Here is a 25,875-nt window from a genome sequence, read left to right as displayed (position 1 = left end):
GGGACCGAGATGTCAAAACCACAGTTGACGAAGGCGGGTCGTCTGCGTCTGATCGAACAACTCGAGACGCTTCGCATCGAGGGTCGGCGTGAAGCGCTCGAACGTGTCAAGGCGGCCCGGAAATTTTGTGACTTTCGAGAAGATGTGACGTACTTTGACGCAGTGCGTGAACAAGAGCGCATCGAGACGAAAATCATCGAACTAGAGCGAACGCTCGCCGATGCCGTCGTCGTGGAAGAGGAAGCGACTGCCGGAAAAGTTGGGTTCGGTGATACGGTGACGTTGCGAGAACTGCCGGATGGTGACACCGAGACGTACCAAATCGTCGGCGAGCTCGAGGCCGATCTGGCAAACGGGTCGATCTCCGCGACGTCACCGCTCGGTAGCGGTTTGATGGGAGCTGCCGTCGGTCAAACCGTCTCCATCGCTTCACCGGGCGGCACGCTCACGTTTGAGATCGTCCGCATCGAACGATAATGAAACAACGCCCCGTTCATTCGAACGGGGCGTTGTGCGTCGTGACTTATTTCAAAGGAATCCGGTTCTCATCGAACGTGAACCCTTCGCCGCCGACCTCATAAACGTGGTGGAACGTGACGAAAGCGTGCGGGTCGATCTGTTTGACGATCGTCTTCAACCGGTTCACTTCGTTCCGCCCGACGACGACGTAGAGGACTTCAAGTTCCTTGTTCGAATAGCCGCCTTTGGCGAGAAGACGGGTCGTCCCGCGGTTCATCGTGGCGTGGATGCCGTCGGCGATGGCCGTGCGATGGTCGCTGATAATCATAGCGGCTTTCCCGGCATACGTCCCTTCCTGCATCGAGTCGATGACGCGGGCCCCGACATAGACGGCGAGGAGCGTATACATCGCCTCGCGAATATCGAGATACGTCAAACTGAGGACGATGACGAAAAAGTCGAACACGAGGAACGTCTTGCCGATTGACCAGCCGACGTAACGTTGCACGAGCCGGGCAATGATGTCGACGCCTCCGGTCGTACCGCCGTTATTGAAGATGATCCCAAGACCGACACCGATGAACAGGCCGGCGAACAAACTCGCGAGCACCATGTCGTCCGTCAAATCGATGACGAGGTTTGAGTACTTGGCAATGAGGGCGTACCAGAGCGAGAAGCTGAACGTCCCGATGAGCGTGTAGATGAACGTCGTCCGCCCGAGCAGCTTATAGCTGACGAAGAAGAGCGGGATGTTGAGCGCCAAGTTCGTGATCGATGGCGACCAATCGAACAAGCCCCGCAGAATCAAGGTGATGCCTGTGAAGCCGCCTTCCGCCAAGTTGTTCTGGACGTTGAAGTGGTAGACACCGAACGCAAAAATAAAGGAACCAATCAAAATGAAGAATATATTGCGAAACCGAATCGGTAATTGTACCGTCATCTGGTTCACCTCCCATCTAGTAGCGTACTCGAAAAACCTCTCGATTGCCTACCCTGAACATATGACAATCGAGACGGAGTCCGATATACTTTTCACAGAAGAGGTGATTTTATGAAAATAGTAGCAATTGGGGCCCATCCGGACGACATTGAGATCGGCATCGCCGGTATGACCGCCCAATGGACCGAGGACGGGGTCGAGGTCCTATACGTCGATTTGACGAGAGCCGAACTGTCATCGAACGGGGACGTCGTCACCCGGGGGAAAGAAGCCGAAACGGCCGACCGTGTGCTCGGTATCCGGCGTGTGAACCTCGGTTTTCCGGACCGGGGTTTGACAGGGGGCAATGAACAAGTCGAGGCGCTCGTCCGTTTGATTCGGACCGAACGTCCGACACATGTCTTCTATCCATACGGCGTCGACCGCCATCCTGACCACGGGGCTTGCGCCCGACTCGTCGAGGAGGCGCTCTTTAACGCGGGAATCCGTAAATTTATGCCGGACGTCGCCGCGTATCGACCGTCGAGCGTCTATCAATATATGATTAACGCCCATACGACGCCTGACGTCTGCATCGACATCACGGCGACGATCGAACATAAACTAAACGCTTTACGGGCTTATGCCAGTCAGTTCACACCGGTCGACGGTGTGGCGACGCCGCTCACGGACGCCTATCTCGATCGGGTGTTGGCACGGGAACGTCATTTCGGCAGTTTGATCGGTACGGAGTACGCCGAAGGGCTCATGACGACCCGTCCGTACGTTGTCATGAAGGCGGGTGAGCTCGCATGAGACTACGCATCGGGGTCCTTTGTTATCCGTCGGTCGGAGGTTCGGGCATACTCGCCACCGAGCTCGGCATGAAACTCGCCGACCGGGGGCATGACGTTCATTTCATCACGTCGAGCATCCCGTTCCGACTGAACGCCTACCATCCGAATATCACGTTCCACCAAGTCGAGATCAACCAGTACTCGGTGTTCCGCTATCCGCCGTACGACATCACGCTCGCCTCGAAAATCGCGAGCGTCATCCAGGCGTTCGGCCTTGATGTCATTCATGCCCACTACGCGGTGCCGCACGCTGTCTGTGCCGCCCTCGGCCGCGAGATGGCCGGGACGAAGACGCCGATCGTGTCGACGCTCCACGGGACCGATATCACCGTGCTTGGGGAAGACGAAGAACTCAAGCCGGCCATCCTTTATGGGTTGCGCCAATCGAACGCGATCACGGCCGTCTCGGACAGCTTGAAACAAGAGACGCTCGAGCGGATCGGGTCCGATTTGTCGATTGACGTCATCCATAACTTTATCGATGAGGCCGTCTATCAACCGCAGGCCGATACGTCGCTTCGCGAACGATACGGTTTATCGGAACAGGACCGGGTCGTCATCCATATCTCGAACTTCCGGCAAGTGAAGCGAATCGACCTCGTGCTCGAATCGTTCCAGCAAATGAACGTGCCGCACAAAAAACTGCTCCTCGTCGGTGACGGTCCACTCATGGGAGCGATGCGCCGCCTCGTGAGCGAGATGGGGCTCGAAGAGCAAGTCATCTTCGCCGGGAAGCAAGAGCAAGTGGCGGCACTTCTATCGATGTGCGACGTCCATATCCTGTTGTCGGACAAAGAGGCGTTCGGCCTCGTCGCTCTCGAGGCGATGGCGACGGGTGTGCCGTCGGTCGTCAGCGATGCGGGCGGATTGCCGGAAGTCATCACCGACGGCGTGGAAGGGTTCGTCGTCAAACGCGGCGACGCGCCCGCGGCGACGAAAGCGCTCGAAGCGATCTTGCTCGACCACGAGCTCCATGCGCGCTTCCGTGCGAACGGGCTCGAGCGGGCCAAACAGTTTGCCTCGGCCGATATCGTCACGGCGTATGAATCGCTTTATGAACAGGTGGTGGGCCGATGACGGAATGGGAATACGCCAAACGAATCATCGAGACGATCAACGCCCACGGTGGCGAAGCGTACATCGTCGGGGGTGCCGTCCGTGACTATATGCTCGGTACGCTTCCGGATGATATCGATATCGCCACGTCGCTCTTCCCGGACGAAGTCATGCGCTTGTTCCCGAAATCGGTACCGACCGGGATTGACCACGGCACGGTGACGGTCATCCTCGACCATCATCCGTTCGAAGTGACGACGTTCCGCTCGGAAGGGACGTACTCGGACTCGAGACGACCCGACCATGTTTCGCTCGGCGTCTCGCTTGAAGAAGATATGAAACGGCGTGACTTCACCATGAACGCGATGGCGTTTCACGACGGCAACGTCGTCGACTTGTTCGGCGGACGGATGGACCTCGAGGCACGTGTCATCCGGACCGTCGGCAGCCCCTACGAACGCTTCAGCGAGGACGCGCTCCGCATCATGCGGGCGTTCCGCTTCATGGCCCAGCTCGATTTCCGGCTCGACGAAGACGTGCAACGGGCCTCACGCGAACTCGGCCATAAACTGCAGGACATCGCGATGGAACGGGTCGCCATCGAGTTCGAGAAGTTGATGATGGGCCCGGCATACCGAAAGGCGCTCGCGACGATACTTGACCTCGGCATCCATCAATATTTGCCGAACGTCACGGAGACGCTCATCCGCCGTGTCATCGCCGACAAGCGGACCCCGGTCGACCCGGTCGGGGGGTGGGCGTTGTTCGTCTATTATGCTGACGCCACCGATTGGCTGACACCGTGGAAACGCTCGAACGCACTGAAGCGGGAGGCGGGCGTGCTCGCGCGTCTGTTCGACAGCGGGCTCGACACGTTCACCATCTATGAGACGACGCCGGAGACGTTAGCGACATACTTGCGGATGTCCGGACGAAGCGAGACGGCCGAACAGTTGAAGCGGCAGTTGCCGATCCAGTCGCGTCGGGAACTCCGATTCGATGGTCGCGATGCGCTACATCTCGGTGCCCGGGGACCGCTCATCAAACAGCTGCTCGCCCACGTTGAGCGGCTCGTGCTCATTGGCGAGCTCGCCAATGAGCCGGAATCGTTACGAAAGGAGGCCGAACAATGGCTTCGACACGCGGAAAAGTCTTAAATCTGTTGCAGGACGGGGCCGTCTGGAGCGGTCAAGAGTTGGCCCGCCAATTAAATATTTCACGTACCGCTATTTGGAAGCATATCGAGACGTTAAAACAAGACGGGTATGCGATTGAAACGATTCCTCGAAAAGGGTATCAATTGTTCGGCCAGACCGACCGGCTCGATGAACCGGCGTTCGTATCGTTCCGAAAAGGGCGGTTCGGACAAGTCGTCCATGCGTTTGAGCAAATCGACACGACCCAACGCATCGCCCATGAATTGGCGCAAAAGGGCGTCCTCGAAGGAACGCTCGTCATCAGCGAAGAGCAGACAGCGGGCCGAGGCCAACTCGGCCGGAACTGGTATAATCCGAGCCACGTCAATATCGCGGCGAGCGTGATTTTGCGGCCGGCGTTGCCGATTCGAGACGCCTCGAAGCTGACGCTCATGGCGGCGAGCGCGTTCGCGCGCGCCCTGCACGCGCAAGGCATCCCGGCCACCATCAAATGGCCGAACGACTTGTTGCTAAACGGGAAAAAAATCGGCGGCATCTTGACCGAGATGCAGACGGAGGGTGACCGGATTCAAGCCGTCATCCTCGGCTTCGGGATGAACGTCAACAGCGAGGTCATCCCGGAAGAGCTCGCGCATCGGGCAACATCGATCAAACTCGAGACGAATCAGACGCATCGCAGAAGCGAGCTGCTTGCCAACTTACTCGCCGAGCTTGAAAGCGAATATGACTTGTTCCTTGAGTCTGGGTTCGGCCCTGTGCGCAAGCATTGGCTCGAGCATGCCGCTTATCTGAACGAATCGATCACGTTGACGGCGTCAGGTAAGCCGAGGTATGGAACGATGCGCGGTATTTCGGAAGAAGGCGCACTCCTTTTGGAACAAGAAGGAATCATCGAGCCGATTTATTCGGCGGAGATCGCAGTTTGGAATGATTGATGGAAACGGGTTCGTGGTCTATAATGATTGTGCCGGACGCTATCGCTCGCGAAGTGTACCGGAACTGCAGACCGCCACTCTATATTTTGTCTGCCTTGATCATTTTGACAGGGACAGAAGGACACTCAACTACTTGAGATCGTTTTCGTGCGCCTTCTTACCATTCGTGTAGGAAGGCGTTTTTTGTAACCTGTCTCCACATTTAGGAGGAGAACCATATGCACACGATGACTTCGTTATTGAAGAAGATGAAGCAAGAAGAGAAATTGGTCATGTTGACGGCCTACGATTATCCGTCGGCGAAACTGGCCGAGGCAGCAGGGGTCGACATCATTTTAGTCGGGGACTCGCTCGGAATGGTCGTGCTCGGCTACGATTCGACAATCCCAGTGACGACCTCCGACATGGTCCACCATGCCAAGGCCGTGCGCCGCGGGGCACGGAACACGTTCGTCGTCGTCGACATGCCGTTCGCGACATACCATGGCGACTTCGACCGCACGCTTCAAGCGGCCGCGACGTTATTCCAAGACGGTCAGGCCGATGCCATCAAACTTGAAGGGGCCGGTGAGGTGCTCGAGACGATTGAACGTCTGACGAAAGTCGGTATGCCGTGTGTGGCCCATCTTGGCCTCACCCCACAATCGGTCGGTGTACTTGAAGGCTATAAAGTACAAGGGAAATCGCTCGAGGATGCCGAACAGTTGATCGCCGACAGTCTCGAGGCCGAAAGGGTCGGTGCGAAGATGCTCGTTCTCGAGTGTGTGCCGCACCAATTGGCCAAAAAGATTGCCGAGGCACTTACAATCCCGGTCATCGGCATCGGTGCCGGTGCCGACGTGGACGGTCAAGTGCTCGTCTATCACGATATCTTGAAATATGGCGTCGACCGTCTGCCGAAGTTCGTCGAGGCGTATGCTGATGTGAACGAGGTCGCGACGACGGCAATCCGCAATTATGTCGAGGCGACGAAAGACGGCTCGTTCCCGCTCGAACGGCACACGTTCACGATGGATGAGTCGTTGCTCGACACGCTCTACGGGGGCAAGGCATGAACATCGTCACGACACCACATGACTTACAGAAACTGTTGACCGACGCCGGGACGATCGGTTTCGTCCCGACGATGGGTTATTTGCATGAAGGGCATCTCAGTCTCGTCGAGGCGGCCAAGTCAGAGAACGACCTCGTCGTCATGAGCATTTTCGTCAACCCGACCCAGTTCGGTCCGAACGAGGACCTCGACCGCTATCCGCGTGATTTCGAGCGTGACGAGGCGCTCGCCCGCGAGGCGGGTGTCGACGTCTTGTTCTACCCGAACACGGAGACGATGTATCCGCTCGACATGGCTCGCGTCACGGTACGTACCGGCGCAGATGTCCTCTGCGGAGCGAGCCGGCCCGGTCATTTCGATGGCGTTTTGACCGTTGTGTCCAAGCTGTTCAACTTGGTCCGTCCGACGCGTGCTTATTTTGGTTTGAAGGACGCGCAACAAGTCGCCTTGATCGAAGGATACGTCCGTGACTATTTCGTCCCGGTCGAGATTCGACGCTGTCCAATCATCCGTGAAGAATCAGGTCTCGCCAAGTCGTCCCGGAACGTCTATTTGTCGGAGACGGAGAAGGCGGATGCAAGTGACATCAATCGGGCATTGGCTGAAGCAAAGGATGCGCTTGTACAAGGCAAAACGATTCAAGATGTGAAAGCACATCTCGAGGAACGTCTGAAGAACATCCCAAACAGTACGATCGACTATGTCGAGATCAAAGACTACCCGACGTTGACCGAGGTGACCTCCGCGTCGACCGAACTATTGATTGCCGTAGCGGTGCAGTTCGAACGGGCCCGCTTGATTGATAATGTGATTTGGAAGAGAGGATGAATCCAATGATTCGAACATTTATGCACGCGAAACTACACAAAGCGACCGTCACCGAGGCGAACTTGCATTACGTCGGTTCAATCACAATCGATGAAGATTTGATGGACGCGGTCGGCATCATGGAAAACGAACATGTGCACATCACGAACAACCATAACGGAGCTCGTATCGAGACGTATGTCATCAAAGGAGAACGAGGTTCGGGTGTCGTCTGTCTGAACGGGGCAGCGGCCCGCCACTTCCAAGTCGGAGATGTCGTCATTATCATGGCGTACGGCCAAATGACGGCCGAGGAAGCGAAACAGCATCGTCCGAAAGTCGCCGTCTTGAACGAACGGAACGAGATCGATCAACTTCTTTATGAAGAGATCGCCCATACGATTCTATGAAACGAGCGGGGATGTCCGATAGAGGCATCCCCGTTTTTTCGTGTATCGTTCTATGGTAAGATGAGACAGACAGAAAGCACGAGCGTGCCGAAGATGGGATGGATGTTATGGACACCTATGTGATAGTGGATTTGGAGACGACTGGTCATTCCGTCAAGTCCGGCGACGAACTGATTGAATTTGCGGCGGTGGTCGTTCAAGGGAGTGAAGTGATTGAGCGCTACAGTACCTTGATTCGCCCGAGTCGCCCAATCCCGCCTTTTATCACGCAGTTGACGACGATCACGAACCAAGACGTGGCGGAAGCCCCGACGTTTGAGGAAGTGATCCCAGATATATGGAAGATGCTCGATGGGCGAATATTCGTCGCCCACAACGTGTCTTTCGATTTGAATTTTTTAAATGAAAGCCTCGAGCAAGCCGGGTACTTGCCGTTCCAAGGGCGAGCGATCGATACGGTCGAGCTGGCCCGGATCCTATACCCGACGCTTGAGAGCCATGCGCTCGAGTCGCTCGCCGAGACGTTTGATCTCGTGCATACTGACGCGCACCGGGCGCTCAGCGATGCCGAAGCGACGGCAGAACTGTTCATTCGTTTGATTGAACGGTTGCGCGCCTTACCACTCGTGACGTTACAACAGTTACGACGCCTGTCCGAGTCGTGGACGAGCAACGTCGAACCGCTCCTCGACGAGTTGATTCTTGAGGTCGGGATCCGAGCCGACGATGAGACGACGTTCGATATTCATCGGAAAATCGCACTCCGACGTCTCGTCGATACATTCGAACCCGCTGTCGAACGCGAACCGTTCGAGCCGTTTCTTCACCGGACAATCGAAGAGACGCTTCCGGCGCTATTCGGTCAATTTGAACCGCGTCAAAGCCAGTTCGAGATGATGCGACACGTCTATAAGGCGCTCGACGACGAGGCGACGCTGTTGATCGAGGCGGGTACGGGGACCGGAAAGACATTGGCGTATTTGATTCCGAGCGCACACCACGCCCTCGAGACGAAGCGCCCGGTCGTCGTCAGCACACATACGATTCAGTTGCAAGAACAGTTGTTGAATCGAGATTTACCAATCTTAAAAGCGATTTTCCCTGAAATCGAGTTCACACTTTTGAAAGGGAGACGCAACTACATCGACCTCCGAAAGTTCGAGATGATTCTCGAAGAAACGAATGACGGGCTGCTCCCGGCGATGTGCAAAGCGATGGTCCTCGTCTGGTTGACCGAGACCGAGACGGGGGACTTGGAAGAGTTGTCATTGCCCGGTGCGGCGTCACAAGGGCCGGCCTCGTTCAAACGGCTGATCCAGGCCGATGCAGCCTCTGACTTCGGTCGCTTCGACCCTTGGTATAGCCGTGACTTCTTCACCCGGGCCGTCTTGCGCTCGAAAGAGGCCGATATCATCGTGACGAACCATGCTTTGTTGTTCTCTGATTTGCAACACCAGGCTGGGATTCTCCCGACCGATACGCCACTCGTCTTGGACGAGGCGCATCAAGTCGAGGAAGTCGCGTCGCATCACTTCGGAGTCACGTTTGACGCGATTCAATTTGACCGCCTGTTCAAATGGTTCGGCTACGGTGCCGACGGCAAGTTTCATTCGCGCGTGCTCGGGCTCGCCGATTTGACGTCCGTCTCGGAAGAGGCGGAGGCGTTCAGCAAAGCGACCGATCAAGCACTCGCCCGCGTCGACGATGAGCTGAACGATTTGCTCACGGCGCTCCAGTCGCTCGGGAAAAAGCGGGAGCAACGTCAAACCGTCCGCTTCGAGCGGGAAGGGGAACCGTTCCGACCGATTCGTGAAGTGGCGAAACGGCTCGAGGACCGACTGCGCACGTTACGGACGACATTGCGACAACTGCACCGTCTCCTCGATGAGCATAAAGAGCATATGACGTTCAAACAACGGGCCGTGCTCGGTGATTTGAAGGCATTCATCGGCGACGTGCGCGATATCGAGAGCGTCCTCTACGAGACGATGCTCACGCGGGACGACGATGCCGTCAGTTGGGTTGAGCTCAATCTGGCTAATCGCAAGTTGACCTCGGTGTACACCCAGCCGGTCGAGATCGGACCGCTCCTGCATGAGCGGCTGTTCGCCAAACGGCCGACCATTCTGACGTCTGCGACGATGACCGTCTCAGGACGATTCGGCTTCATCGAGCGGCGTCTCGGACTCGATGGGGAAAACGTTCGCCGCGTCGTCCTGGCGTCACCGTTTGATTTCAAGAAGCAAGCGAAACTGTTCGTGCCGTCCGACATCCCGCTCATCAACGAAGTTCCGTTGCCGCGGTTCGTCGAGCAGATCGCGGACTCGATCGCCCAAATCGCCAACGTGACGAAAGGACGGATGCTTGTCTTGTTCACGTCGAACGAACTGTTGCGTTTGACGCACGAGGCTGTCAAAGACCAATTGGATGAGGCGTACACGCTCCTCGCCCAAGGGGTCAGCGGCGGATCGCGAAGCCGCTTGACGAAACAGTTCAAGCGGATCGACCAGTCGATTTTGTTCGGAACGGCAAGCTTTTGGGAAGGGGTCGATATTCCAGGCGAGGCACTCACCTGCCTCATCATCGTCCGGCTTCCGTTCGCGCCGCCCGACCAGCCGGTCATGCAGGCTCGGTCCGAGAAGATCGAGGCGACCGGTAAATCGTCTTTCTTTGAACTATCGCTTCCGCAAGCGGTCATCCGCTTCAAGCAAGGGGTCGGTCGCCTGATCCGTTCGAAAGAGGATTATGGCGCCATCTTCGTCTTCGACCGTCGCGTCGAGACGACGCGTTACGGCAAGCAGTTCATCAACAGTCTACCATCCGTCGATCGAATTGACGGACCGCTCGAGACCGCACTCGCTGAACTTGAGCTGTTTTTAGACGAGAAAGAGAAGACCGGGCTAGGAAATCAGAGATAACGCTAGGCATCGTGAAATTATCGCTTTATAATAATGGGTATAGTGTTTTTTGAAGGAGGAGTAATCATGAATTCGAATATTGAGACGTTGGCGACGGTTCGAATCGAGCCGACGGCAGACGTCTACAAAATCGTCGACTTGTTGAATCGTACGTTGAAGAGCCAAGATTTAATGTTCGGTCTTGCTTTAGAGAAAAAAGTGAATGATCCGAAGAAAGAAGAGATGGTGTTCACCATCTATCGGACGGAATGACACGGAAGACAAAAGTAGTGATTGCGTTCATGACGGCACTCATCGGTGTCGTCATCGTATTTAGTGGCATTTATTGGTTCACGGTCGGCCACACCGAGCGGACGAAAGAGAAAATGATCGAGGAAGCGCGTGAGCGACTCGTCGACGAGCAACCGTCCGTCTCGATTGAACGGGCCGAACTGTTTAACGGGACAGAACCGTATGTCGTCTTCGAGGAGACGGATCGGGTCCAGTTCGTGCCGGTCGACGACAAGTTGCCAATCGAGACACGGGATATCGCAACGGTCGATTCAGAACAAATCTGTGCCGATTCGGTCGCAGAGACCGGCGGTACGCTCGTCAGCTGTAAATATGGCTTCGATGAACGGGCATTGATCGAAGTCGTGACAAAAGCGGGCACGTCTTACACGTACTCGTACTATACGCTCCAAGCGGGCGAATTCATTCGACGGGTCCAATTGACGGACTCGCCTTGACGAAACTAGAGGGGGATCTCAATGGAACATCTATTGGCACAACGTGTAAAGCAGTTGACACCTTCAACGACACTCGCCATCACGGCGAAAGCGAAAGCGTTAAAAGCGTCGGGTCAAGACGTGATCGGGCTAGGGGCCGGTGAGCCGGACTTCAATACGCCTGAACGCATCATCGAGGCAGCCTGTCAGGCTGCACGCGATGGCGACACGAAGTATACCCCATCTGGCGGGACGGTCGCACTCAAAGACGCGATCATCGAAAAGACGAAACGCGACAGCAACTTAACGTTCACACGTCCAGAGGTCATGGTCGCTTCCGGTGCGAAACACGCCCTCTATGCGCTGTTCCAAGCGATTTTAGATGAAGGGGACGAGGTCATCATCCCGGTACCATATTGGGTCAGTTATCCGGAGCAAGTGAAGCTGGCTGACGGAGTTCCGGTCTACGTCGACACGAACGAGACGACGATGTTCAAACTGACGCCGGAGCTGCTCGAGGCGGCTATCACGGATCGTACGAAGGCGGTCATCTTGAACAGCCCATCGAACCCGACCGGCATGATTTATACAGAATCTGAACTTTCGGCGCTTGCGGACGTCGTCAAACGGCACGATCTGCTCGTCGTCAGTGACGAGATTTATGAGAAACTCGTTTACGGTGAGGCGGAGTTCGTCTCCATCGCGACGCTTCCTGACATGCGGGAACGGACGATTATCATCAACGGTGTCTCAAAGTCGCATGCGATGACGGGATGGCGCATCGGCTATGCAGTCGGTGACAAGACGATCATCGAGGCGATGACGAACCTCGCGTCGCACTCGACATCGAACCCGACGTCGATCGCGCAAGCTGCGGCGGTCGAAGCCTACAATGGGCCACAAGATGACGTCGAGATGATGCGTGTCTCGTTTGCTGAACGACTCGAGATCGTCTATGAACGACTCATTGCGATTCCAGGAATCACATGCTTGAAGCCACAAGGCGCATTTTACTTATATGCCAACGCCAAAGAAGCGGCCACGATGAGCGGTTACGACTCGGTCGATGCGTGGTGCGAGGCCGTCCTCGGTGAAGCGTACGTCGCGCTCGTCCCGGGTTCAGGTTTTGGTCAGGACGACTACGTCCGCTTGTCATATGCAACAGAATTAAAACGAGTACTAGAAGCGCTCGATCGAGTGGAAGACTTCATTACACGTAACGCTCGATAAGCGAAAGGATGGATATGAACATGACAACTATTTCAATCAGCCAATTTAAAGACTATGAAGGCCAGACGGTCCGGGTCGGAGCTTGGATCGCCAACAAACGTTCGAGCGGAAAGATCGCGTTCCTTCAACTTCGTGACGGGAGCGGCTTCGCCCAAGCGGTCGTCGTCAAAGCCGATGTGGCCGAAGATTTGTTTGCCCTCGCCAAAGGCGTGACACAAGAAACATCGGTCTGGGTGACCGGTACCGTCAAATCGGACGGTGGTCGCACGCCGCTCGGGTTCGAACTCGAGGTGACAGATATGGAAGTGATCGCGGAATCCGTCGACTATCCGATCACACCGAAAGAGCACGGGACAGAGTTCTTGATGGACAACCGTCACCTTTGGCTCCGCTCGCGTCGTCAGCACGCGATCATGAAAGTCCGTAACGAATTGATCCGGGCGACGTACGAGTTCTACAACCAAGAAGGATTCGTGAAGATCGACCCACCAATCATCACGTCGAGCGCACCGGAAGGCACGACGGAATTGTTCGAGACAGATTATTTCGGACAGCCGGCCTACTTGTCGCAAACGGGCCAACTTTATATGGAAGCCGCAGCGATGGCACTCGGGAAAGTATTCTCGTTCGGACCGACGTTCCGGGCCGAAAAATCGAAGACGCGCCGTCACTTGATCGAATTCTGGATGATCGAGCCAGAGATGGCGTTCTTCGACCACGACATGAGCCTCGAGCTCCAAGAGCGTTACGTCTCATACATCGCCAAGTCTGCACTTGAGAACTGCCGTAACGAATTGGAACTGCTCGGACGTGACTTGTCAAAACTTGAAAAAGTTCAAGCACCGTTCCCGCGCGTCCGTTATACGGATGCGATCAAGTTCTTGAAAGAGGAAGGCTTCGACGACATCGAGTACGGTGACGATTTCGGTGCACCGCACGAGACGGCCATCGCCAACGCGCATGACCTCCCGGTGTTCATCACCCATTGGCCGAAAGACATCAAACCGTTCTACATGAAAGTCGACCCGGAGAACCCGGAACTCGTCCTTTGTGCCGATTTGATCGCGCCGGAAGGTTACGGCGAAATCATCGGCGGCTCGCAGCGTGAAGACGACTACGACCGCTTGAAAGAAGAAATCATCAAAGAAGGTCTTGATGAGACGGACGCGTACGACTGGTACCTCGAACTCCGTAAATACGGGTCGGTCCCGCATTCTGGATTCGGCCTCGGCCTTGAGCGGACGGTTGCTTGGATTAGCGGTATCGAGCATATCCGCGAAGCGATCCCGTTCCCACGTCTCTTGAACCGCATTCACCCATAATCGCCGATCGGGGATGACTTTGTCTTCCCCGATTGATTTGTCTAGAAAGGATGTGCGACATGGATGCACATAATATAATCAAGCTGTTCGAACAAAATCCAGTCGTCGTTCCGAGGAAACTGTTCACCGAGGCACGTCGCCTCAACTTGACGCCGGTCGAGTTCAATCTCGTCATCCATCTGCTTGAAATGATTGGGGAAGGCATCGAGATGCCGCTTCCGAGTGAGCTCGGGGACCGGATGAACGTGGCCGAGAGCGAGGCCCGCGCCGTGTTGCTCGGCCTGCTCCAAAAAGAGTTGATCGCCATCGACGCGTCGGCCGAGGTCGAACGATACAGTCTGCTTCCATTGTTCTTGGCGCTCGAGGAAGGGGCGGCACCTGAAAAATCGGCCCATTCGTTGAATGAGAACATCATTCATACGTTTGAGCGCGAGTTCGGGACAATCACTCCATTTGAAATCGAGCAGATTGTCGGCTGGTTGACCGAGGACGGCTTCAGCGAAGAGCTGATCATGGCCGCGCTTCGGGAAGCAAAACTACGCAACGTACGGAACTTCAAATATATGGACAAGATCCTCCGGGTGTGGCAAGACCATAACGTCGAGTCGCTCGAGGACCTCGTCGATTATCAACGGAGGAAAAAGTGATGTTGACGAGAGCCCAATTGAACGAAGTGTCGGACGAGATGCGCCGTATGTTCCCGGACGCCCACTGTGAGTTGACGCACCGCAACCCGTTCGAACTGGTCGTGGCCGTGGCGTTATCGGCGCAGGCGACGGATGCACTCGTCAACAAAGTGACGCCTGGTCTGTTCGAGGCCTATCCGACCGTCGAATCGATGGCCGCGGCAGACGTCGCCGACATCGAGGCGTTAATCAAGCGTATCGGTCTCTATCGGAACAAGGCGAAAAACGTGAAGGCGCTGTCGATGCAAATCGTGGAACGTCATAACGGAATCGTTCCGTCGGACCGCGAATCGCTCGAGGCATTGCCTGGCGTCGGACGGAAGACGGCGAACGTCGTCTTGTCCGTCGCGTTTCATGAACCGGCGTTCGCCGTCGACACACACGTCGAGCGCGTCTCGAAACGGCTCGGGATTTGTCGTTGGAAAGACAACGTCCGTCAAGTCGAGGACACGCTCATGAAGAAGTTCCCGCGCGAAGAATGGTCTCAGCTCCATCATCAGTTCATCTTTTTCGGACGTTACCATTGTAAAGCGCAACGTCCTGCCTGCGAGACATGTCCGCTGTTGCACATGTGCCGCGAAGGCAAGAAACGAATGAAGTCCAAGCAAGCGACCGGACAATGAACAAGCGTCTTCCTGATTACAATGATCAGGAAGACGCTTTTTATACGCAGGGGGGTATTTTTTGGTATACTCAATCCAGTTAGCGATTGGCAAGGAGGATGTATATGGGTGAAACCCGGATTGGAATAAAAGAAAATCAAATGAACTTCATCTTGCTCGTCGTGACGAACTTTTTCGTCGGGTCGATGGTCGGCCTCGAACGGACGATCTTGCCCATCATCGGAGAAGAGGACTTCGGTCTCGTCTCGACGAGTGCGGCGCTATCGTTCATCATCAGCTTTGGATTCTCGAAGGCTGTCGTCAATTACTTCGCAGGGGCCATCGCCGATCGATTCGGGCGCAAGAAAGTGCTCGTCTTCGGCTGGGGGATCGGGTTATTCGTCCCCGTGCTCGTCATGTTGGCCCCGGCCTGGTGGATGATCATCGTGGCGAACGTCTTGCTTGGGATCAACCAAGGACTGACGTGGTCGATGACGGTCAATATGAAGATTGATTTGGCTAAACCGACGGAGCGGGGGCTCGCGGTCGGACTGAATGAATTCGCCGGTTATGTCGGTGTCGCCGTGATGGCCGCCGTCTCTGGGATGATTGCCGTCACGTACGGCAGTCGGCCGGAACCGTTTTATATCGGCGTCCTCGTCGCATTCATCGGTCTCGGGTTATCACTGTTCGTCCGCGATACGACGAATCAGGTACAGCTCCAACCGACGAGCGGGTCTGAGAAAACACGTTCTGCGAGAGACGTATTTATGACGACGACTTGGAAAGATCGCTCGCTCTCGAGTCTGACGGTGGCCGGTCTGTCGACCAATCTGAAAGACGGGATGGCATGGGGCTTGTTCCCGATTTATTTTGCCGCACAAGGGCTCAGTCTAGCTGAAGTCGGATTAATCGTGGCGGTATATCCCGCGGCGTGGGGCTTCTTCCAACTGTTCACCGGGGTATGGAGCGATCGCATCGGACGCAAAGGATTGATCGTCACCGGGATGTGGGTCCAGGCCGGTTCGCTTTGGGCGATTCTTGTCATGTCCGACTATTGGCAATGGGTGCTCGCCGCGGTCATGCTCGGCATCGGGACGGCAATGGTCTATCCGACGCTCCAAGCCTCGATCAGTGACGTCGCCGAGCCGTATTGGCGCGCCTCAGCAATGGGCGTTTATCGGTTTTGGCGCGACAGCGGCTATGCGTTCGGAGCCATCTTTGCCGGGGTGTTGACCGACATATTGTCCATCGATTGGGCAATCGGGCTTGTGGCCGTCCTACCGTTCCTGGCCGGACTCAATGCGCTCGGTCGTTTGCGGGAGACACTTCCAGGTTTGCGTTAATCAAAAAACTGCCTTGCCGAAGCTTCGGCAAGGCAGTTTTTTAATGGTTCCACGGATGGTCGCTCCATTCGCGGCGTTTTTTCGTGATGGGTACTTTTTTGAATCCCCAGTTACGGAAATCTTGGTCAGGACTTTCTTTACGAATGTAAATCTTGTCCTTGATGGCTTTGAAGATCCGGTTCTCATCCCCATAATGGACGAACCGTGGTTTCACTTCGATGACGCCGCGACGTACGCGCGAGAGCGGGAGACAGACGAGGTCAGCGATTTCAAGCCCAGACTGATAGATGGTGTTCTGTTTCTCCGAGAAGATGAAACCTTTAATCTTTTGTCGGCTCTTCTCGACGTCGAGATGGACCGTCCCTGAATTGAAGATATCGAAGAACGCTTTTTGGATGAGCAAGTTTTGATAGTCGTCTCGCGACTCCAAGACGACACGGGCGCTGACCGCTTCCGTCTCTTCTAAGAATGCATAAAACGATTTCATCAAGTGGGCGAAGGCGACGACGTACGGGTCTTTCGGCGTTGAATAAAAGTCGTGAAGTTTTTGTTTATCGACCTCGACGCTGATGATCGTGCAGTTGATATCGCGTAGGAAGTCCGGCAACTTGTTCCAAAAGTCACGAAGCATATCGATCGTGATGCCATCCTCTTTTCCATACGGATGCTCGGCCTTTAAAATCTCTTTTAAATGGAGCGGGATATTCTCCGTCTTGAACACGTCGCGTTTGAAGGCATGTAACCGGCGCTTCAACTCGCATGGCATCCCGGCCTCGTCGGCATCGATTGCATATTTGTATTCCATCAATACGCCGGTGAGGTTGAACTGGGTATTTCCTTTTGGCGTGCCCGTCTCATCGACGAACATGACATACTTCTTTTGTGTTTCCATCTTACTCCTCCAACCATGGCTCAACTGTTTATCTAAGCGAGCCTGCTAATTGTTTTCCAACCTTGGTTTACATTGCTTATTGCGCACTTTTTCAAACTTACGTCAATCTGCGTTTAATCTGTCTTGATTATGGCTAATAAGTAGAAGACTTATTTCAGAAAAATAAATAGCTCTTCCGTAACAAGGTCGTGTCAATTTGACTACACAATGAACTACATACTAGTTTAACATACGGGAGTTTGGTACGATATGGATTGCGGAAAATCCACACAGGAGTCGAGCGACAGAACTCGACAATCAGACTTCAGACGGAAGGAACGGCTGGACCAACCTGTTAAACTAGAGACTAGGGGTGACGACATTGTTCCATTATCCGAACGGGAAAAAGCCGAAACCTGCGGCAACGCCGGTCCGCTCTAATCCGCAGACGTATGCGAATCGAGGCATGAACCTTGAGACGCTGCTGAACGACACGAATGAGTTTTACCGACTCCATGGACGAGCGGTCATCCATAAGAAGCCGACACCGCTGCAAATCGTGAAAGTCGATTACCCGAAACGGAGTGCGGCGAAAGTGACCGAGGCGTATTTCAAGCAAGCGTCGACGACCGATTATAACGGAGTGTATCGCGGGAAGTACATCGATTTCGAGGCGAAAGAGACGAACAATAAGACGTCATTTCCACTCGGAAACTTCCACGACCACCAAATCAACCACATGCGTGAGTGCGAGCGGCATGGAGGGGTTTGTTTTGTCATCATTCGGTTTAGCCGCTATAATACGCAATATGTGTTATCAACGGAGCAATTATTAGTTTGGTGGGAACAGCGCGAATCGGGACGGAAGTCGATTCCGCTCTCTTATATCGAGCAAGAAGCAATTGAAGTTCCAACCCGGGCGATGCCCGCCGTCGATTATTTGACGGCGATTGAGGCGTGGCTCGATTGAAATAGAAGGAGTGAAGCGTGAATGGAACGAAGTCGGATGGCACGTCGACAAGATACGACGAGCAATAAACGTAAACCAGCGGCCAAGAAGCCGAAACAAAAAACGAAGAAGTCAAAGTTTCGACGCATTTTAACGATTTTAGGGATTTTATTCATTATCGGCGTCATCGCCGGCGCCGCATACACGGCGTATGCGATCGCGACGGCACCGCCGCTCGATGAAGAGAAGTTGGTCGATACGTATCCGATCCAACTATTATCAGCTGAAGGCGAACCGCTCGAAGGAAGCGGACAAATTCGGGAGTACGTCTCCATCGATGAAATTTCAGAAGTGATGCAACAAGCGGTCATCTCAATCGAGGACCGTCGCTTCTATGAACATAACGGAATCGACTTGCGCCGTATCGGCGGCGCCGTGGTCGCGAACTTGACGGACGGCTTTGGGGCCGAAGGTGGTTCGACGATCACGCAACAGCTCGTCAAACAATCGTTCTTGTCGACCGACAAGAAATTGAAGCGGAAGCTGCAAGAACAGTGGCTCGCCATCAAACTTGAGCGCGAGTACACGAAAGAGCAGATTCTCGAGATGTACTTGAATAAGAACTATTACGGTACAGGCGGATATGGTGTCCAAACGGCATCGAAACGCTACTTCAATAAGCCGGTCTCAGAAGTGAATTACCAAGAGGCGGCCATTTTGGCGGGTCTCCCGCAACGTCCGAGTGCCTATGACCCGATCAACGGGGACCAGGAACTGACGCGTTATCGTCAAGAGCAAGTGCTCTCAGCGATGAAGCGTGACGGTCATATCACGGAAGAAGAATACAACCAGGCGCTCGACGTCGAGATCGCGGACGTCATCTCACCAGGTGAAGAAACAGAAGAAGAGACGTACACGCGCTCTATTTACGCTCGCGTCCAAGCCGAGCTCGAGGAAGACTACGGTCTCGAGCAGGCCGACATTTACGGGACGGGCTTGAAAGTGTATACGTCAATCAATAAAGATTTGCATACGAAGTTCAATAACGACATTAAGAACGATAACGTCAACCTTCCAACAAGTGAGTTCCCAGAAGATCTTCGCATGGGAGCGACCGTGTTGAACACGAAGACGGGTGAAATCGTCGCCGTTATCGACAGTGAACAAGCGAAACAAGGCGATAAGAACTATCGCGACTATTCGCGCGAAAAACGCCAAATCGGTTCGACGGCGAAGCCGTTCTTCGATTACGGCCCAGGGATTGAGAACGCACAGTGGTCGACTGGGAAAATTTTGATCGATAAAGAGTTTGACGAAAGTGAAACCTTTAAACCAGGGAACTACTATCCAGGGTTCCGCGGTGCCAACACGATGCGTTACTATTTGACGGTTTCCGGGAACACACCAGCCGTCCGTGCCTTCTATGAAGTACAGGAAGAGTTCGGTTCGGAGGCGATTGAGTCGTTCGTCGAGAACGTCGGCATCGAGCCGGCGCGTGCGGGTGACGAGATTCTGCCGGCAAACAGTCTTGGTGTAGCAGAAGCGAGCACGACACAAATGGCGGCTGCTTACGCGGCGCTCGGCACGAACGGTATGTATACGAAGCCGCACTTGATTCAAAAAATTGAATTCAATGACGGCTCGACGATCAACTCACCGATCAAAGCGAAGCAGGCGATGGAAGACTATACGGCTTACATGTTGACGGACATGCTTCGTGACGTCGTCAGCGGTTCGAACGGGACGTATGAACCAGGCGCGTTCCCGTACGACGTCGCCGGGAAGACCGGGACGACGAACGATGAAAAGGGCGAGGAGAATGATAAATGGTTTACCGGCTATACGACCGATTACTCAATTTCGGTATGGACGGCCCGTGTATCAAATGACATACCCGTATCGTTGTTTAAACCGAACTACGCCCAATATTACTTCGAGTATATGATGCAAGAAGTGACGAAAGCGACGGGTCAACCGGATCGCTTCCAGCAACCGGAATCGGTGCTCTCGCTCGGGAACGAGTTGTACGTCAAAGGAACGAAACCGAAAGACTTGCAGCCGGACAAACTCGCCGCGCCGACCGGCGCATCGATTGACTACGATGTGCCAGGCGAGACAGGTACGCTCTCGTGGTCATACGACAAGCAAGCAGTCGAAGCAGCTGGTTACCAAGGACTTTCGTTCACCGTGACGGAGACACGTCCGGACGGTAGCGAGCGTGTCGTCGGCACGACCGAAGACACGAGCATCGCCATTTCTGGCCTCGGTGAAGGGGAGACGACGTTCACGATTGTCGCCAACGCGACGAACGCGCTCGTCGGCGATCAACAGTCGAGCCCGCTCCAAACTTCCTACACGGTCGAACGGAGCGAGGAGCCTGCTGCCGAAGAGGAAGAAGAGCCAGCCACGGAAGAGACGCCTCCTGAAGAAGAAGGCGAGCAAACCGATGGTGAGAGCAACGAGAACAATGGCAATAACGAAAACAATGAGAATAACGGAAACGACAACAACACCGAAGACGAGAACACGGAAGAACCGACCGAAGAAGAACCGACAACCGATGAGACAGACGGGGAGTCGGATTCGGAGGGGGACGTCAGCCGTCAATCGACGTCAGACTCGGATGACCGTAACAACGGCAACGGGAATGGCAACGGGGGTCGTGACTAATCTGACTCACAGGAAACAGGGCGACATCAGCGCCCTGTTTTTCTGTTTCGTTTGCTATAATGAAAAGAAAGCGAATAGGATGGTGACACATGGTACAACTCTCATTGAAACGTAAGATGAAAGTATTGTTTGTGATCGACCGACTGCAAGAGGATGATTTAGGCATCCCGTTACATGGCGTCAATGGCTTGAAGATGGGCCGATTGCTCCTCGAGGAATCGATTCCGTTCGGACGCTTGATTGATGATCAAGCCGTGGCCGAGGCCAGTGGCCATCCCTATTTGAAACGGATCGGCGTTGAGACGATGTTTCTCGGCGACGAGTCATACTACCCTGAACTTCTGCGGGGCAAGCGCCAAGCGCTCGCGACGCATGAAGATTATCATAAAGCGGTGCAGCGTTACACGAAGCATTTACAAGCGGTCCACTCGAAGTGCACGAAGCTACATACCATCGTCTTGTTCGGACGGTCGACGCAACGGTTGTTTGACGATGCGATCACGCGTCTCGAAGAAGAGAATGAGCATGTCGCCGATTCGTTCAAAGCGATGGACGTGCTCCGTTTGCCGGCCGTCCACCGGCTCGTACGCGACGAACGGATCAGCCAAGTCAAGGCTGTCGTGGAACGTCTTGCACCTTCGAAATCGTAAAGAAGGTGAACTCTATGCGGAAAAAACGTTCCGTGGAAGAAATGATTCAGACGCTCAAGACCGACCCGGGTTTCTCGGGCAACGTGACGCATTGGCACACGGTCGAGGCGAAGCCGGCCCGGTATGCGCCGATTCCAGCGAGCGTCCCGCCAGATCTCGTCCGGGTGCTCCATGGCCGCGGAATCGAACAACTGTACACCCATCAGGCCGAAGCAATCGAGCAGACGTCTCGAGGCAACTCGACGGTCATCGTCACCCCGACCGCTTCCGGGAAGACGCTCTGTTACAATCTGCCGGTTTTATCGAAAATGATTGAACAACCGAATGCCCGGGCGCTCTACCTGTACCCGACGAAAGCGCTCGCCCAAGACCAAAACAGTGATTTGATGGAGATGGTCGAGGCGCTCGAAGGTGACCTCCGCTGTTTCACTTACGATGGGGACACGGCGCCAGCGGCTCGTACGAAAGTACGGGACGCCGGCAATATCGTCATCACGAATCCCGATATGCTTCACTCTGGAATCTTGCCGCATCATACGAAATGGATTCGCTTGTTCGAGAACTTGGAATATATCGTCGTCGACGAGTTGCACACGTACCGAGGGGTATTCGGTAGCCACGTCGCCAACGTGTTTCGTCGTTTGAAACGGATCTGTGCCTATTATGGGAGCCATCCGAAATGGATCATGACGTCAGCGACGATCGCCAACCCGGTCGAGCTGGCTGAACTGTTGACCGAAGAGGACGTCGTGCTTGTCGACAACAACGGGGCGCCCCAAGGGAAGAAACATTTAATTTTCTACAATCCGCCTGTCGTCAATGAGGCGCTCGGGATTCGTCGGAGCGCGACGCTCGAGACGAAGCGGATCGCCTCAAAGCTCGTCGAAGCGGACATTCAGACGATCGTCTTCGCCCGCTCACGGGTACGGGTCGAAGTGTTGTTGACGTATTTACAAGAACTGACGCGGCGCGAGCTCGGACCAAAATCGATCGTTGGCTATCGGGGCGGCTACTTACCGTCGGAGCGTCGTGAAATCGAGCGTCGGCTCCGTAACGGTGAGATTAAAGCTGTCGTCTCGACGAATGCGCTTGAACTCGGCGTCGATATCGGCCAGTTGCAGGCGTGTGTCTTGAACGGCTATCCGGGCACGGTCGCCTCGATGTGGCAACAAGCGGGCCGGGCCGGACGCCGTCATTCCGAAGCGCTCGTCATTTTTGTCGCCTCGTCGTCTTCGCTCGACCAACTCGTCGTCGAACAGCCCGATTTGATTTTAGACCGGTCTCCGGAAGCGGCTCGTCTCGACCCGAACAATTTAATCATTCTCGTTGACCATATGAAATGTGCCGCCTTCGAACTGCCTTTCTCGAAAGGGGAACGATTCGGCACGGTCGAGACGGAAGAAATTCTCGATTTCTTGACGGACGCCCACATCTTGCATGAACGGGCCAATAAATATTATTGGATGACGGACGCATTCCCGGCTCACGACATCTCGCTGCGGACGAGTGACCAAGAGAATGTCGTCATCGTCGACCAGACCGCGAAAAACCAGGTCATCGGTGAGATGGATACGTTCAGCGCGATGACGTTACTGCATGACGAGGCCATCTATTTACATGGGGCCGAGCAATACCAAGTCGAACGACTCGACTTTGAAGAGAAGAAAGCTTACGTCCGACGTGTCGACGTCGACTACTATACGGACGCCAATTTGGCGGTCGAACTGAAAGTGTTGGAAGAGAACAAGACGACCGGCGTGAAGACGTTTGGAGAAGTATCGGTCATCGCGATGGCGACACTATTCAAGAAAATCAAGTTCGGGACGCACGAGAATATCGGTTCCGGGCCGATTCATTTGCCGGAACGAGAATTGCACACGACGGCGACGTGGTTCACGCTCGACGAACGGTTCGCCTACTCGGAGGCCGACATGGAAGATCAGCTCGAAGCGGTCAGTGATCTCTTGCGGCGGCTCGCCCCGCTCTATTTGATGTGTGACACGCTCGACTTGTTCACGACAATTCAAATGAAAGCGACCCATACGAACAAACCGACCGTCTATTTATACGACCGCTACCCAGGCGGCATCGGACTGAGCGAGGCACTTTATCGCGACGCCGATGAGGTCTTGGATGCAGCCATCCGTACGGTCGAGGACTGTCCGTGTGAGAGCGGCTGTCCGCGTTGCGTCGGCATGATTGGATACGGTGATTTCAAACAGCAAGTCGTCCAGCAGTTGTATGCATTGAAAGGATCGATATGAAAGCAAAACTATCACGACTCATCAAAACGAATGAACCGAAACAAACGGCCGTGACGCCGGACGACGTCGAACAAGCAAAATGGCGGGCCCGAGGTGGAGAAATCCTGACGTTCGAACAAGAGTGGTGTGTCCGCTTGAAGCAGATTTATCCGCTCGACGAGACGTACCACGACTTTACGTTCGGTTCCGCCAAAGCTTCACTCGCGACATCGACCCATCCCTTTTTCCAAGTCGATGTCCCGTCCGAGCAGGTGTTGTTCATGGATACCGAGACGACCGGGCTCCGCGGATCGGGGACTTCGATCTTTTTGATCGGATTCGCGCGTTTCCAAGACGACCATCTCGAGATGATCCAATACGTGTTGCCTCATCCCGCGTTCGAGACGGCGTTTTATTATCACTTCTTGAACGACATCGGCGACGAGGTCCGTTTCGTGACGTATAACGGAAAATCGTTCGACTGGCCCCAAATCAAGACACGGCACACGTTCGTCCGCTCGAAAGTCAAGGCGTTACCGGCCGTCGGCCATGTCGATTTGTTGCATGCCTCACGGCGATTGCTGAAACCGACGCTCGAATCGGTATCGCTCAAAGCGGTCGAGGCCCATTTCGGCCACGCCCGGACGGACGACTTGCCCGGCTTCTTGGCCCCGATGCACTATTTCCAATATGTGAAGGACCGGGAACCGGATATTTTACAGCCGGTCATCGAACACCATCATGCCGACTGTCTAAGCCTCGTCTCGCTCTACAAACGGCTCTGTCATCTCGTCGAAGCCGACGAGACGCCATTTGGTGAAGAACGGGCGCACTGGTTGAACGACCTCGGCAACGCCGAGGCGGCGCTTCAAGAGTACGAGCGGCTCGAACAGCCGACGAAGCGGGCCTTGATGCGTCAAGCGCTCCTGTTAAAACGGACCGGTCAGATGGAGCAGGCGTTGCCGCTGTTCGAACAAGTCGGTACGGTCGAGGCGCTCGTCGAATTGGCGAAATACGCCGAACATCGCGAAAAAGACATCAATCGGGCCATCATCTATACCGAACAGGCCATCGCTTTGGCGGAACGGAAAGAGACGGTGCTTCGACAGACCGCTTTGACCGAGATGCGGGCGCTTCGGCACCGGATGAACCGGCTAGAAAGGAAGCAGTCATGAAAGTTGTCGCCATCACAGGATACCGGCCGCATGAGCTCGGCATCTTCAAAGCCGACCATCCCGGTATCGGCATCATCAAGGAAGCGTATGAGCGAAAAATTGTCGAAGCCATCGAGCTCGGAGCCGAATGGTTCATTTTTAGTGGCACGAACGGTTGTGAATTATGGGCTGGAGAAGTATTGTTAGAGTTAAGAGAAACTTATCCAATCAAAATCGCCGTATTTCCACCTTTTTTACAGATGGAAGAGAAGTATAAGCCGTACGAGCAAGAATTGTTCATTCGTTTGCAGCTCGAGGCCGACTTTTTTGAAGCACTGACCCAGCGTCCTTACGAGGACCCGAGCCAGTTGCGGGCAAAAACCGCCTTCTTTTTAGACAAAGCAGCAGGATTAATCACACTGTATGACGAAGAGACGGGAGGAAGCCCACGCTTTCTCGTCGAAGGGGCTAAACGAAAACACCAGATGGAGTTATTCTTGATCACACAGGAAGAATTACGCGTGATCGAAGAAGAAAAACAATGGGAACAACATTGGGAGTGAAAATGATGCAAACTGAATTAACAGCCGAAGCCATTTATAAACAAGAATTCAAGACCGCCCTTCGTGGGTACTCACAAGAAGAAGTCGACCAGTTTTTGGACGTCGTCATCCGCGATTATGAGAAGATGACGAAAGAAATCGAACGGTTGCGCCAAGAGAACGAGTCGCTCCGCCGCGGTTCGAACGAACAAGCAGAACCGGTCAAACCGGCCCAGCCTGTCGCGTCGAACTATGACATGTTGCGTCGCATCTCGAATTTAGAAAAGGCCGTCTTCGGAAAACAGGTCGGCCCGAGCGAATAAAGTGAGGA

At 54.6% G+C, this 25,875-nt stretch carries 25 protein-coding genes; 23 read left to right on the top strand and 2 right to left on the bottom strand.

All coding sequences use genetic code 11. From position 1 onward, the window contains the following. The first annotated feature begins 9 nt into the window (after window positions 1-9). Window positions 10-477 carry a GreA/GreB family elongation factor gene (locus KNP60_RS04320; RefSeq protein ID WP_052090100.1) on the top strand — a complete coding sequence of 156 codons (468 nt, stop codon included), beginning with the start codon at window positions 10-12 and terminating at the stop codon, window positions 475-477. Window positions 478-523: 46 nt separating this feature from the next. On the opposite strand, the gene KNP60_RS04315 is transcribed toward KNP60_RS04320, so the two are convergent. Further along, complete coding sequence (locus KNP60_RS04315) at window positions 524-1,399, bottom strand: YitT family protein (protein WP_034777338.1); 876 nt, start codon at window positions 1,397-1,399, stop codon at window positions 524-526. 111 nt (window positions 1,400-1,510) lie between these two features. On the opposite strand from KNP60_RS04315, the gene bshB1 reads away from it, so the two are divergent. The 15 genes from bshB1 to KNP60_RS04240 all read left to right on the top strand — a co-directional run bounded on the left by bshB1 (window position 1,511) and on the right by KNP60_RS04240 (window position 16,465). Next, a complete protein-coding gene (bshB1, locus tag KNP60_RS04310) occupies window positions 1,511-2,194 on the top strand; it encodes a bacillithiol biosynthesis deacetylase BshB1 (protein WP_034777339.1) in 684 nt (227 codons plus the stop codon). Beyond that, the gene (gene bshA / locus KNP60_RS04305; RefSeq protein WP_034777340.1) at window positions 2,191-3,312 is read left to right on the top strand and encodes an N-acetyl-alpha-D-glucosaminyl L-malate synthase BshA; all 1,122 of its coding nucleotides are present in this window, start codon (window positions 2,191-2,193) and stop codon (window positions 3,310-3,312) included. Before bshB1 ends, bshA begins: the two co-directional genes overlap by 4 nt. Continuing rightward, window positions 3,309-4,448, top strand: coding sequence for a CCA tRNA nucleotidyltransferase (locus KNP60_RS04300; protein ID WP_034777341.1), 1,140 nt, complete (start codon window positions 3,309-3,311; stop codon window positions 4,446-4,448). The genes bshA and KNP60_RS04300 overlap by 4 nt, the downstream gene beginning before the upstream one ends. Continuing rightward, a complete protein-coding gene (locus tag KNP60_RS04295) occupies window positions 4,421-5,383 on the top strand; it encodes a biotin--[acetyl-CoA-carboxylase] ligase (RefSeq protein WP_214752773.1) in 963 nt (320 codons plus the stop codon). The genes KNP60_RS04300 and KNP60_RS04295 overlap by 28 nt, the downstream gene beginning before the upstream one ends. Before the next feature lie 218 nt (window positions 5,384-5,601). Beyond that, the gene (gene panB / locus KNP60_RS04290; RefSeq protein WP_138859551.1) at window positions 5,602-6,438 is read left to right on the top strand and encodes a 3-methyl-2-oxobutanoate hydroxymethyltransferase; all 837 of its coding nucleotides are present in this window, start codon (window positions 5,602-5,604) and stop codon (window positions 6,436-6,438) included. Next, window positions 6,435-7,265, top strand: a complete 831-nt coding sequence (gene panC, locus KNP60_RS04285) for a pantoate--beta-alanine ligase (protein WP_034777344.1) — start codon at window positions 6,435-6,437, stop codon at window positions 7,263-7,265. The genes panB and panC overlap by 4 nt, the downstream gene beginning before the upstream one ends. A gap of 5 nt (window positions 7,266-7,270) precedes the next feature. After that, window positions 7,271-7,654, top strand: coding sequence for an aspartate 1-decarboxylase (gene panD / locus KNP60_RS04280; RefSeq protein ID WP_021067221.1), 384 nt, complete (start codon window positions 7,271-7,273; stop codon window positions 7,652-7,654). A 107-nt stretch (window positions 7,655-7,761) separates the two neighbouring features. Next, on the top strand, window positions 7,762-10,572 hold the full coding sequence (dinG, locus tag KNP60_RS04275) for an ATP-dependent DNA helicase DinG (RefSeq protein WP_214752775.1): 2,811 nt from the start codon (window positions 7,762-7,764) through the stop codon (window positions 10,570-10,572). Window positions 10,573-10,638: 66 nt separating this feature from the next. After that, window positions 10,639-10,824, top strand: a complete 186-nt coding sequence (locus KNP60_RS04270; protein ID WP_016509977.1) for a YpmA family protein — start codon at window positions 10,639-10,641, stop codon at window positions 10,822-10,824. 17 nt (window positions 10,825-10,841) lie between these two features. Beyond that, window positions 10,842-11,300, top strand: coding sequence for a hypothetical protein (locus KNP60_RS04265; protein ID WP_235420184.1), 459 nt, complete (start codon window positions 10,842-10,844; stop codon window positions 11,298-11,300). A gap of 21 nt (window positions 11,301-11,321) precedes the next feature. Beyond that, a complete protein-coding gene (locus KNP60_RS04260; RefSeq protein ID WP_034777347.1) occupies window positions 11,322-12,509 on the top strand; it encodes a pyridoxal phosphate-dependent aminotransferase in 1,188 nt (395 codons plus the stop codon). A 20-nt stretch (window positions 12,510-12,529) separates the two neighbouring features. Continuing rightward, window positions 12,530-13,831: an asparagine--tRNA ligase gene (gene asnS, locus KNP60_RS04255; RefSeq protein WP_034777348.1), complete on the top strand. Its 1,302-nt coding sequence runs from the start codon at window positions 12,530-12,532 to the stop codon at window positions 13,829-13,831. Between the two features lie 59 nt (window positions 13,832-13,890). Continuing rightward, complete coding sequence (locus tag KNP60_RS04250) at window positions 13,891-14,478, top strand: DnaD domain-containing protein (protein WP_034777350.1); 588 nt, start codon at window positions 13,891-13,893, stop codon at window positions 14,476-14,478. After that, entirely contained in the window at window positions 14,478-15,140 is a 663-nt protein-coding gene (gene nth / locus KNP60_RS04245; protein WP_034777352.1) for an endonuclease III, read from the top strand. The genes KNP60_RS04250 and nth overlap by 1 nt, the downstream gene beginning before the upstream one ends. Window positions 15,141-15,244: 104 nt before the next feature. Next, window positions 15,245-16,465, top strand: a complete 1,221-nt coding sequence (locus KNP60_RS04240) for an MFS transporter (RefSeq protein ID WP_214752777.1) — start codon at window positions 15,245-15,247, stop codon at window positions 16,463-16,465. Between the two features lie 40 nt (window positions 16,466-16,505). On the opposite strand, the gene KNP60_RS04235 is transcribed toward KNP60_RS04240, so the two are convergent. Continuing rightward, window positions 16,506-17,357: a DUF3800 domain-containing protein gene (locus tag KNP60_RS04235; RefSeq protein WP_034777355.1), complete on the bottom strand. Its 852-nt coding sequence runs from the start codon at window positions 17,355-17,357 to the stop codon at window positions 16,506-16,508. Between the two features lie 352 nt (window positions 17,358-17,709). Here KNP60_RS04235 and recU point away from each other — a divergent pair, with 352 nt between their 5' ends. From recU to gpsB, 7 genes are all read left to right on the top strand, one after another. After that, on the top strand, window positions 17,710-18,306 hold the full coding sequence (gene recU, locus KNP60_RS04230; protein ID WP_084592793.1) for a Holliday junction resolvase RecU: 597 nt from the start codon (window positions 17,710-17,712) through the stop codon (window positions 18,304-18,306). A 21-nt stretch (window positions 18,307-18,327) separates the two neighbouring features. Next, window positions 18,328-20,955, top strand: coding sequence for a transglycosylase domain-containing protein (locus KNP60_RS04225; RefSeq protein ID WP_214752779.1), 2,628 nt, complete (start codon window positions 18,328-18,330; stop codon window positions 20,953-20,955). A gap of 89 nt (window positions 20,956-21,044) precedes the next feature. Continuing rightward, window positions 21,045-21,605, top strand: coding sequence for a hypothetical protein (locus KNP60_RS04220; RefSeq protein ID WP_251128543.1), 561 nt, complete (start codon window positions 21,045-21,047; stop codon window positions 21,603-21,605). Window positions 21,606-21,619: 14 nt separating this feature from the next. Further along, window positions 21,620-23,869 (top strand): DEAD/DEAH box helicase, encoded by a 2,250-nt coding sequence (locus tag KNP60_RS04215; RefSeq protein ID WP_214797017.1) that lies wholly within the window; start codon window positions 21,620-21,622, stop codon window positions 23,867-23,869. Beyond that, window positions 23,866-25,023, top strand: coding sequence for a ribonuclease H-like domain-containing protein (locus KNP60_RS04210; protein ID WP_214797016.1), 1,158 nt, complete (start codon window positions 23,866-23,868; stop codon window positions 25,021-25,023). The genes KNP60_RS04215 and KNP60_RS04210 overlap by 4 nt, the downstream gene beginning before the upstream one ends. Next, window positions 25,020-25,565: an SLOG family protein gene (locus tag KNP60_RS04205; RefSeq protein ID WP_034777364.1), complete on the top strand. Its 546-nt coding sequence runs from the start codon at window positions 25,020-25,022 to the stop codon at window positions 25,563-25,565. Before KNP60_RS04210 ends, KNP60_RS04205 begins: the two co-directional genes overlap by 4 nt. 5 nt (window positions 25,566-25,570) lie before the next feature. Continuing rightward, window positions 25,571-25,867 carry a cell division regulator GpsB gene (gene gpsB / locus KNP60_RS04200; RefSeq protein ID WP_034777365.1) on the top strand — a complete coding sequence of 99 codons (297 nt, stop codon included), beginning with the start codon at window positions 25,571-25,573 and terminating at the stop codon, window positions 25,865-25,867. Window positions 25,868-25,875: the final 8 nt, after the last annotated feature.

The sequence above is a fragment of the Exiguobacterium sp. s5 genome (assembly GCF_018618075.1).
GTDB classification, from domain to species: domain Bacteria; phylum Bacillota; class Bacilli; order Exiguobacteriales; family Exiguobacteriaceae; genus Exiguobacterium; species Exiguobacterium mexicanum_A.
The sequence above is the reverse complement of the archived record's forward strand: the minus strand, read 5'-3'. Positions and strand labels throughout refer to the sequence as shown.

Bases quoted from the DNA above. Each gene is read 5' to 3' on its own strand.
- asnS (WP_034777348.1), top strand. From the start codon at position 12,530: ATGACAACTATTTCAATCAGCCAATTTAAAGACTATGAAGGCCAGACG.
- KNP60_RS04300 (WP_034777341.1), top strand. From the start codon at position 3,309: ATGACGGAATGGGAATACGCCAAACGAATCATCGAGACGATCAACGCC.
- panD (WP_021067221.1), top strand. From the start codon at position 7,271: ATGATTCGAACATTTATGCACGCGAAACTACACAAAGCGACCGTCACC.
- KNP60_RS04270 (WP_016509977.1), top strand. From the start codon at position 10,639: ATGAATTCGAATATTGAGACGTTGGCGACGGTTCGAATCGAGCCGACG.
- bshA (WP_034777340.1), top strand. From the start codon at position 2,191: ATGAGACTACGCATCGGGGTCCTTTGTTATCCGTCGGTCGGAGGTTCG.
- KNP60_RS04315 (WP_034777338.1), bottom strand. From the start codon at position 1,399: ATGACGGTACAATTACCGATTCGGTTTCGCAATATATTCTTCATTTTG.
- KNP60_RS04205 (WP_034777364.1), top strand. From the start codon at position 25,020: ATGAAAGTTGTCGCCATCACAGGATACCGGCCGCATGAGCTCGGCATC.
- KNP60_RS04250 (WP_034777350.1), top strand. From the start codon at position 13,891: ATGGATGCACATAATATAATCAAGCTGTTCGAACAAAATCCAGTCGTC.
- KNP60_RS04320 (WP_052090100.1), top strand. From the start codon at position 10: ATGTCAAAACCACAGTTGACGAAGGCGGGTCGTCTGCGTCTGATCGAA.
- panB (WP_138859551.1), top strand. From the start codon at position 5,602: ATGCACACGATGACTTCGTTATTGAAGAAGATGAAGCAAGAAGAGAAA.
- KNP60_RS04220 (WP_251128543.1), top strand. From the start codon at position 21,045: ATGGTACAACTCTCATTGAAACGTAAGATGAAAGTATTGTTTGTGATC.
- KNP60_RS04235 (WP_034777355.1), bottom strand. From the start codon at position 17,357: ATGGAAACACAAAAGAAGTATGTCATGTTCGTCGATGAGACGGGCACG.
- nth (WP_034777352.1), top strand. From the start codon at position 14,478: ATGTTGACGAGAGCCCAATTGAACGAAGTGTCGGACGAGATGCGCCGT.
- panC (WP_034777344.1), top strand. From the start codon at position 6,435: ATGAACATCGTCACGACACCACATGACTTACAGAAACTGTTGACCGAC.
- KNP60_RS04295 (WP_214752773.1), top strand. From the start codon at position 4,421: ATGGCTTCGACACGCGGAAAAGTCTTAAATCTGTTGCAGGACGGGGCC.
- gpsB (WP_034777365.1), top strand. From the start codon at position 25,571: ATGCAAACTGAATTAACAGCCGAAGCCATTTATAAACAAGAATTCAAG.
- KNP60_RS04260 (WP_034777347.1), top strand. From the start codon at position 11,322: ATGGAACATCTATTGGCACAACGTGTAAAGCAGTTGACACCTTCAACG.
- KNP60_RS04225 (WP_214752779.1), top strand. From the start codon at position 18,328: ATGGAACGAAGTCGGATGGCACGTCGACAAGATACGACGAGCAATAAA.
- bshB1 (WP_034777339.1), top strand. From the start codon at position 1,511: ATGAAAATAGTAGCAATTGGGGCCCATCCGGACGACATTGAGATCGGC.
- KNP60_RS04215 (WP_214797017.1), top strand. From the start codon at position 21,620: ATGCGGAAAAAACGTTCCGTGGAAGAAATGATTCAGACGCTCAAGACC.
- dinG (WP_214752775.1), top strand. From the start codon at position 7,762: ATGGACACCTATGTGATAGTGGATTTGGAGACGACTGGTCATTCCGTC.
- KNP60_RS04210 (WP_214797016.1), top strand. From the start codon at position 23,866: ATGAAAGCAAAACTATCACGACTCATCAAAACGAATGAACCGAAACAA.
- KNP60_RS04240 (WP_214752777.1), top strand. From the start codon at position 15,245: ATGGGTGAAACCCGGATTGGAATAAAAGAAAATCAAATGAACTTCATC.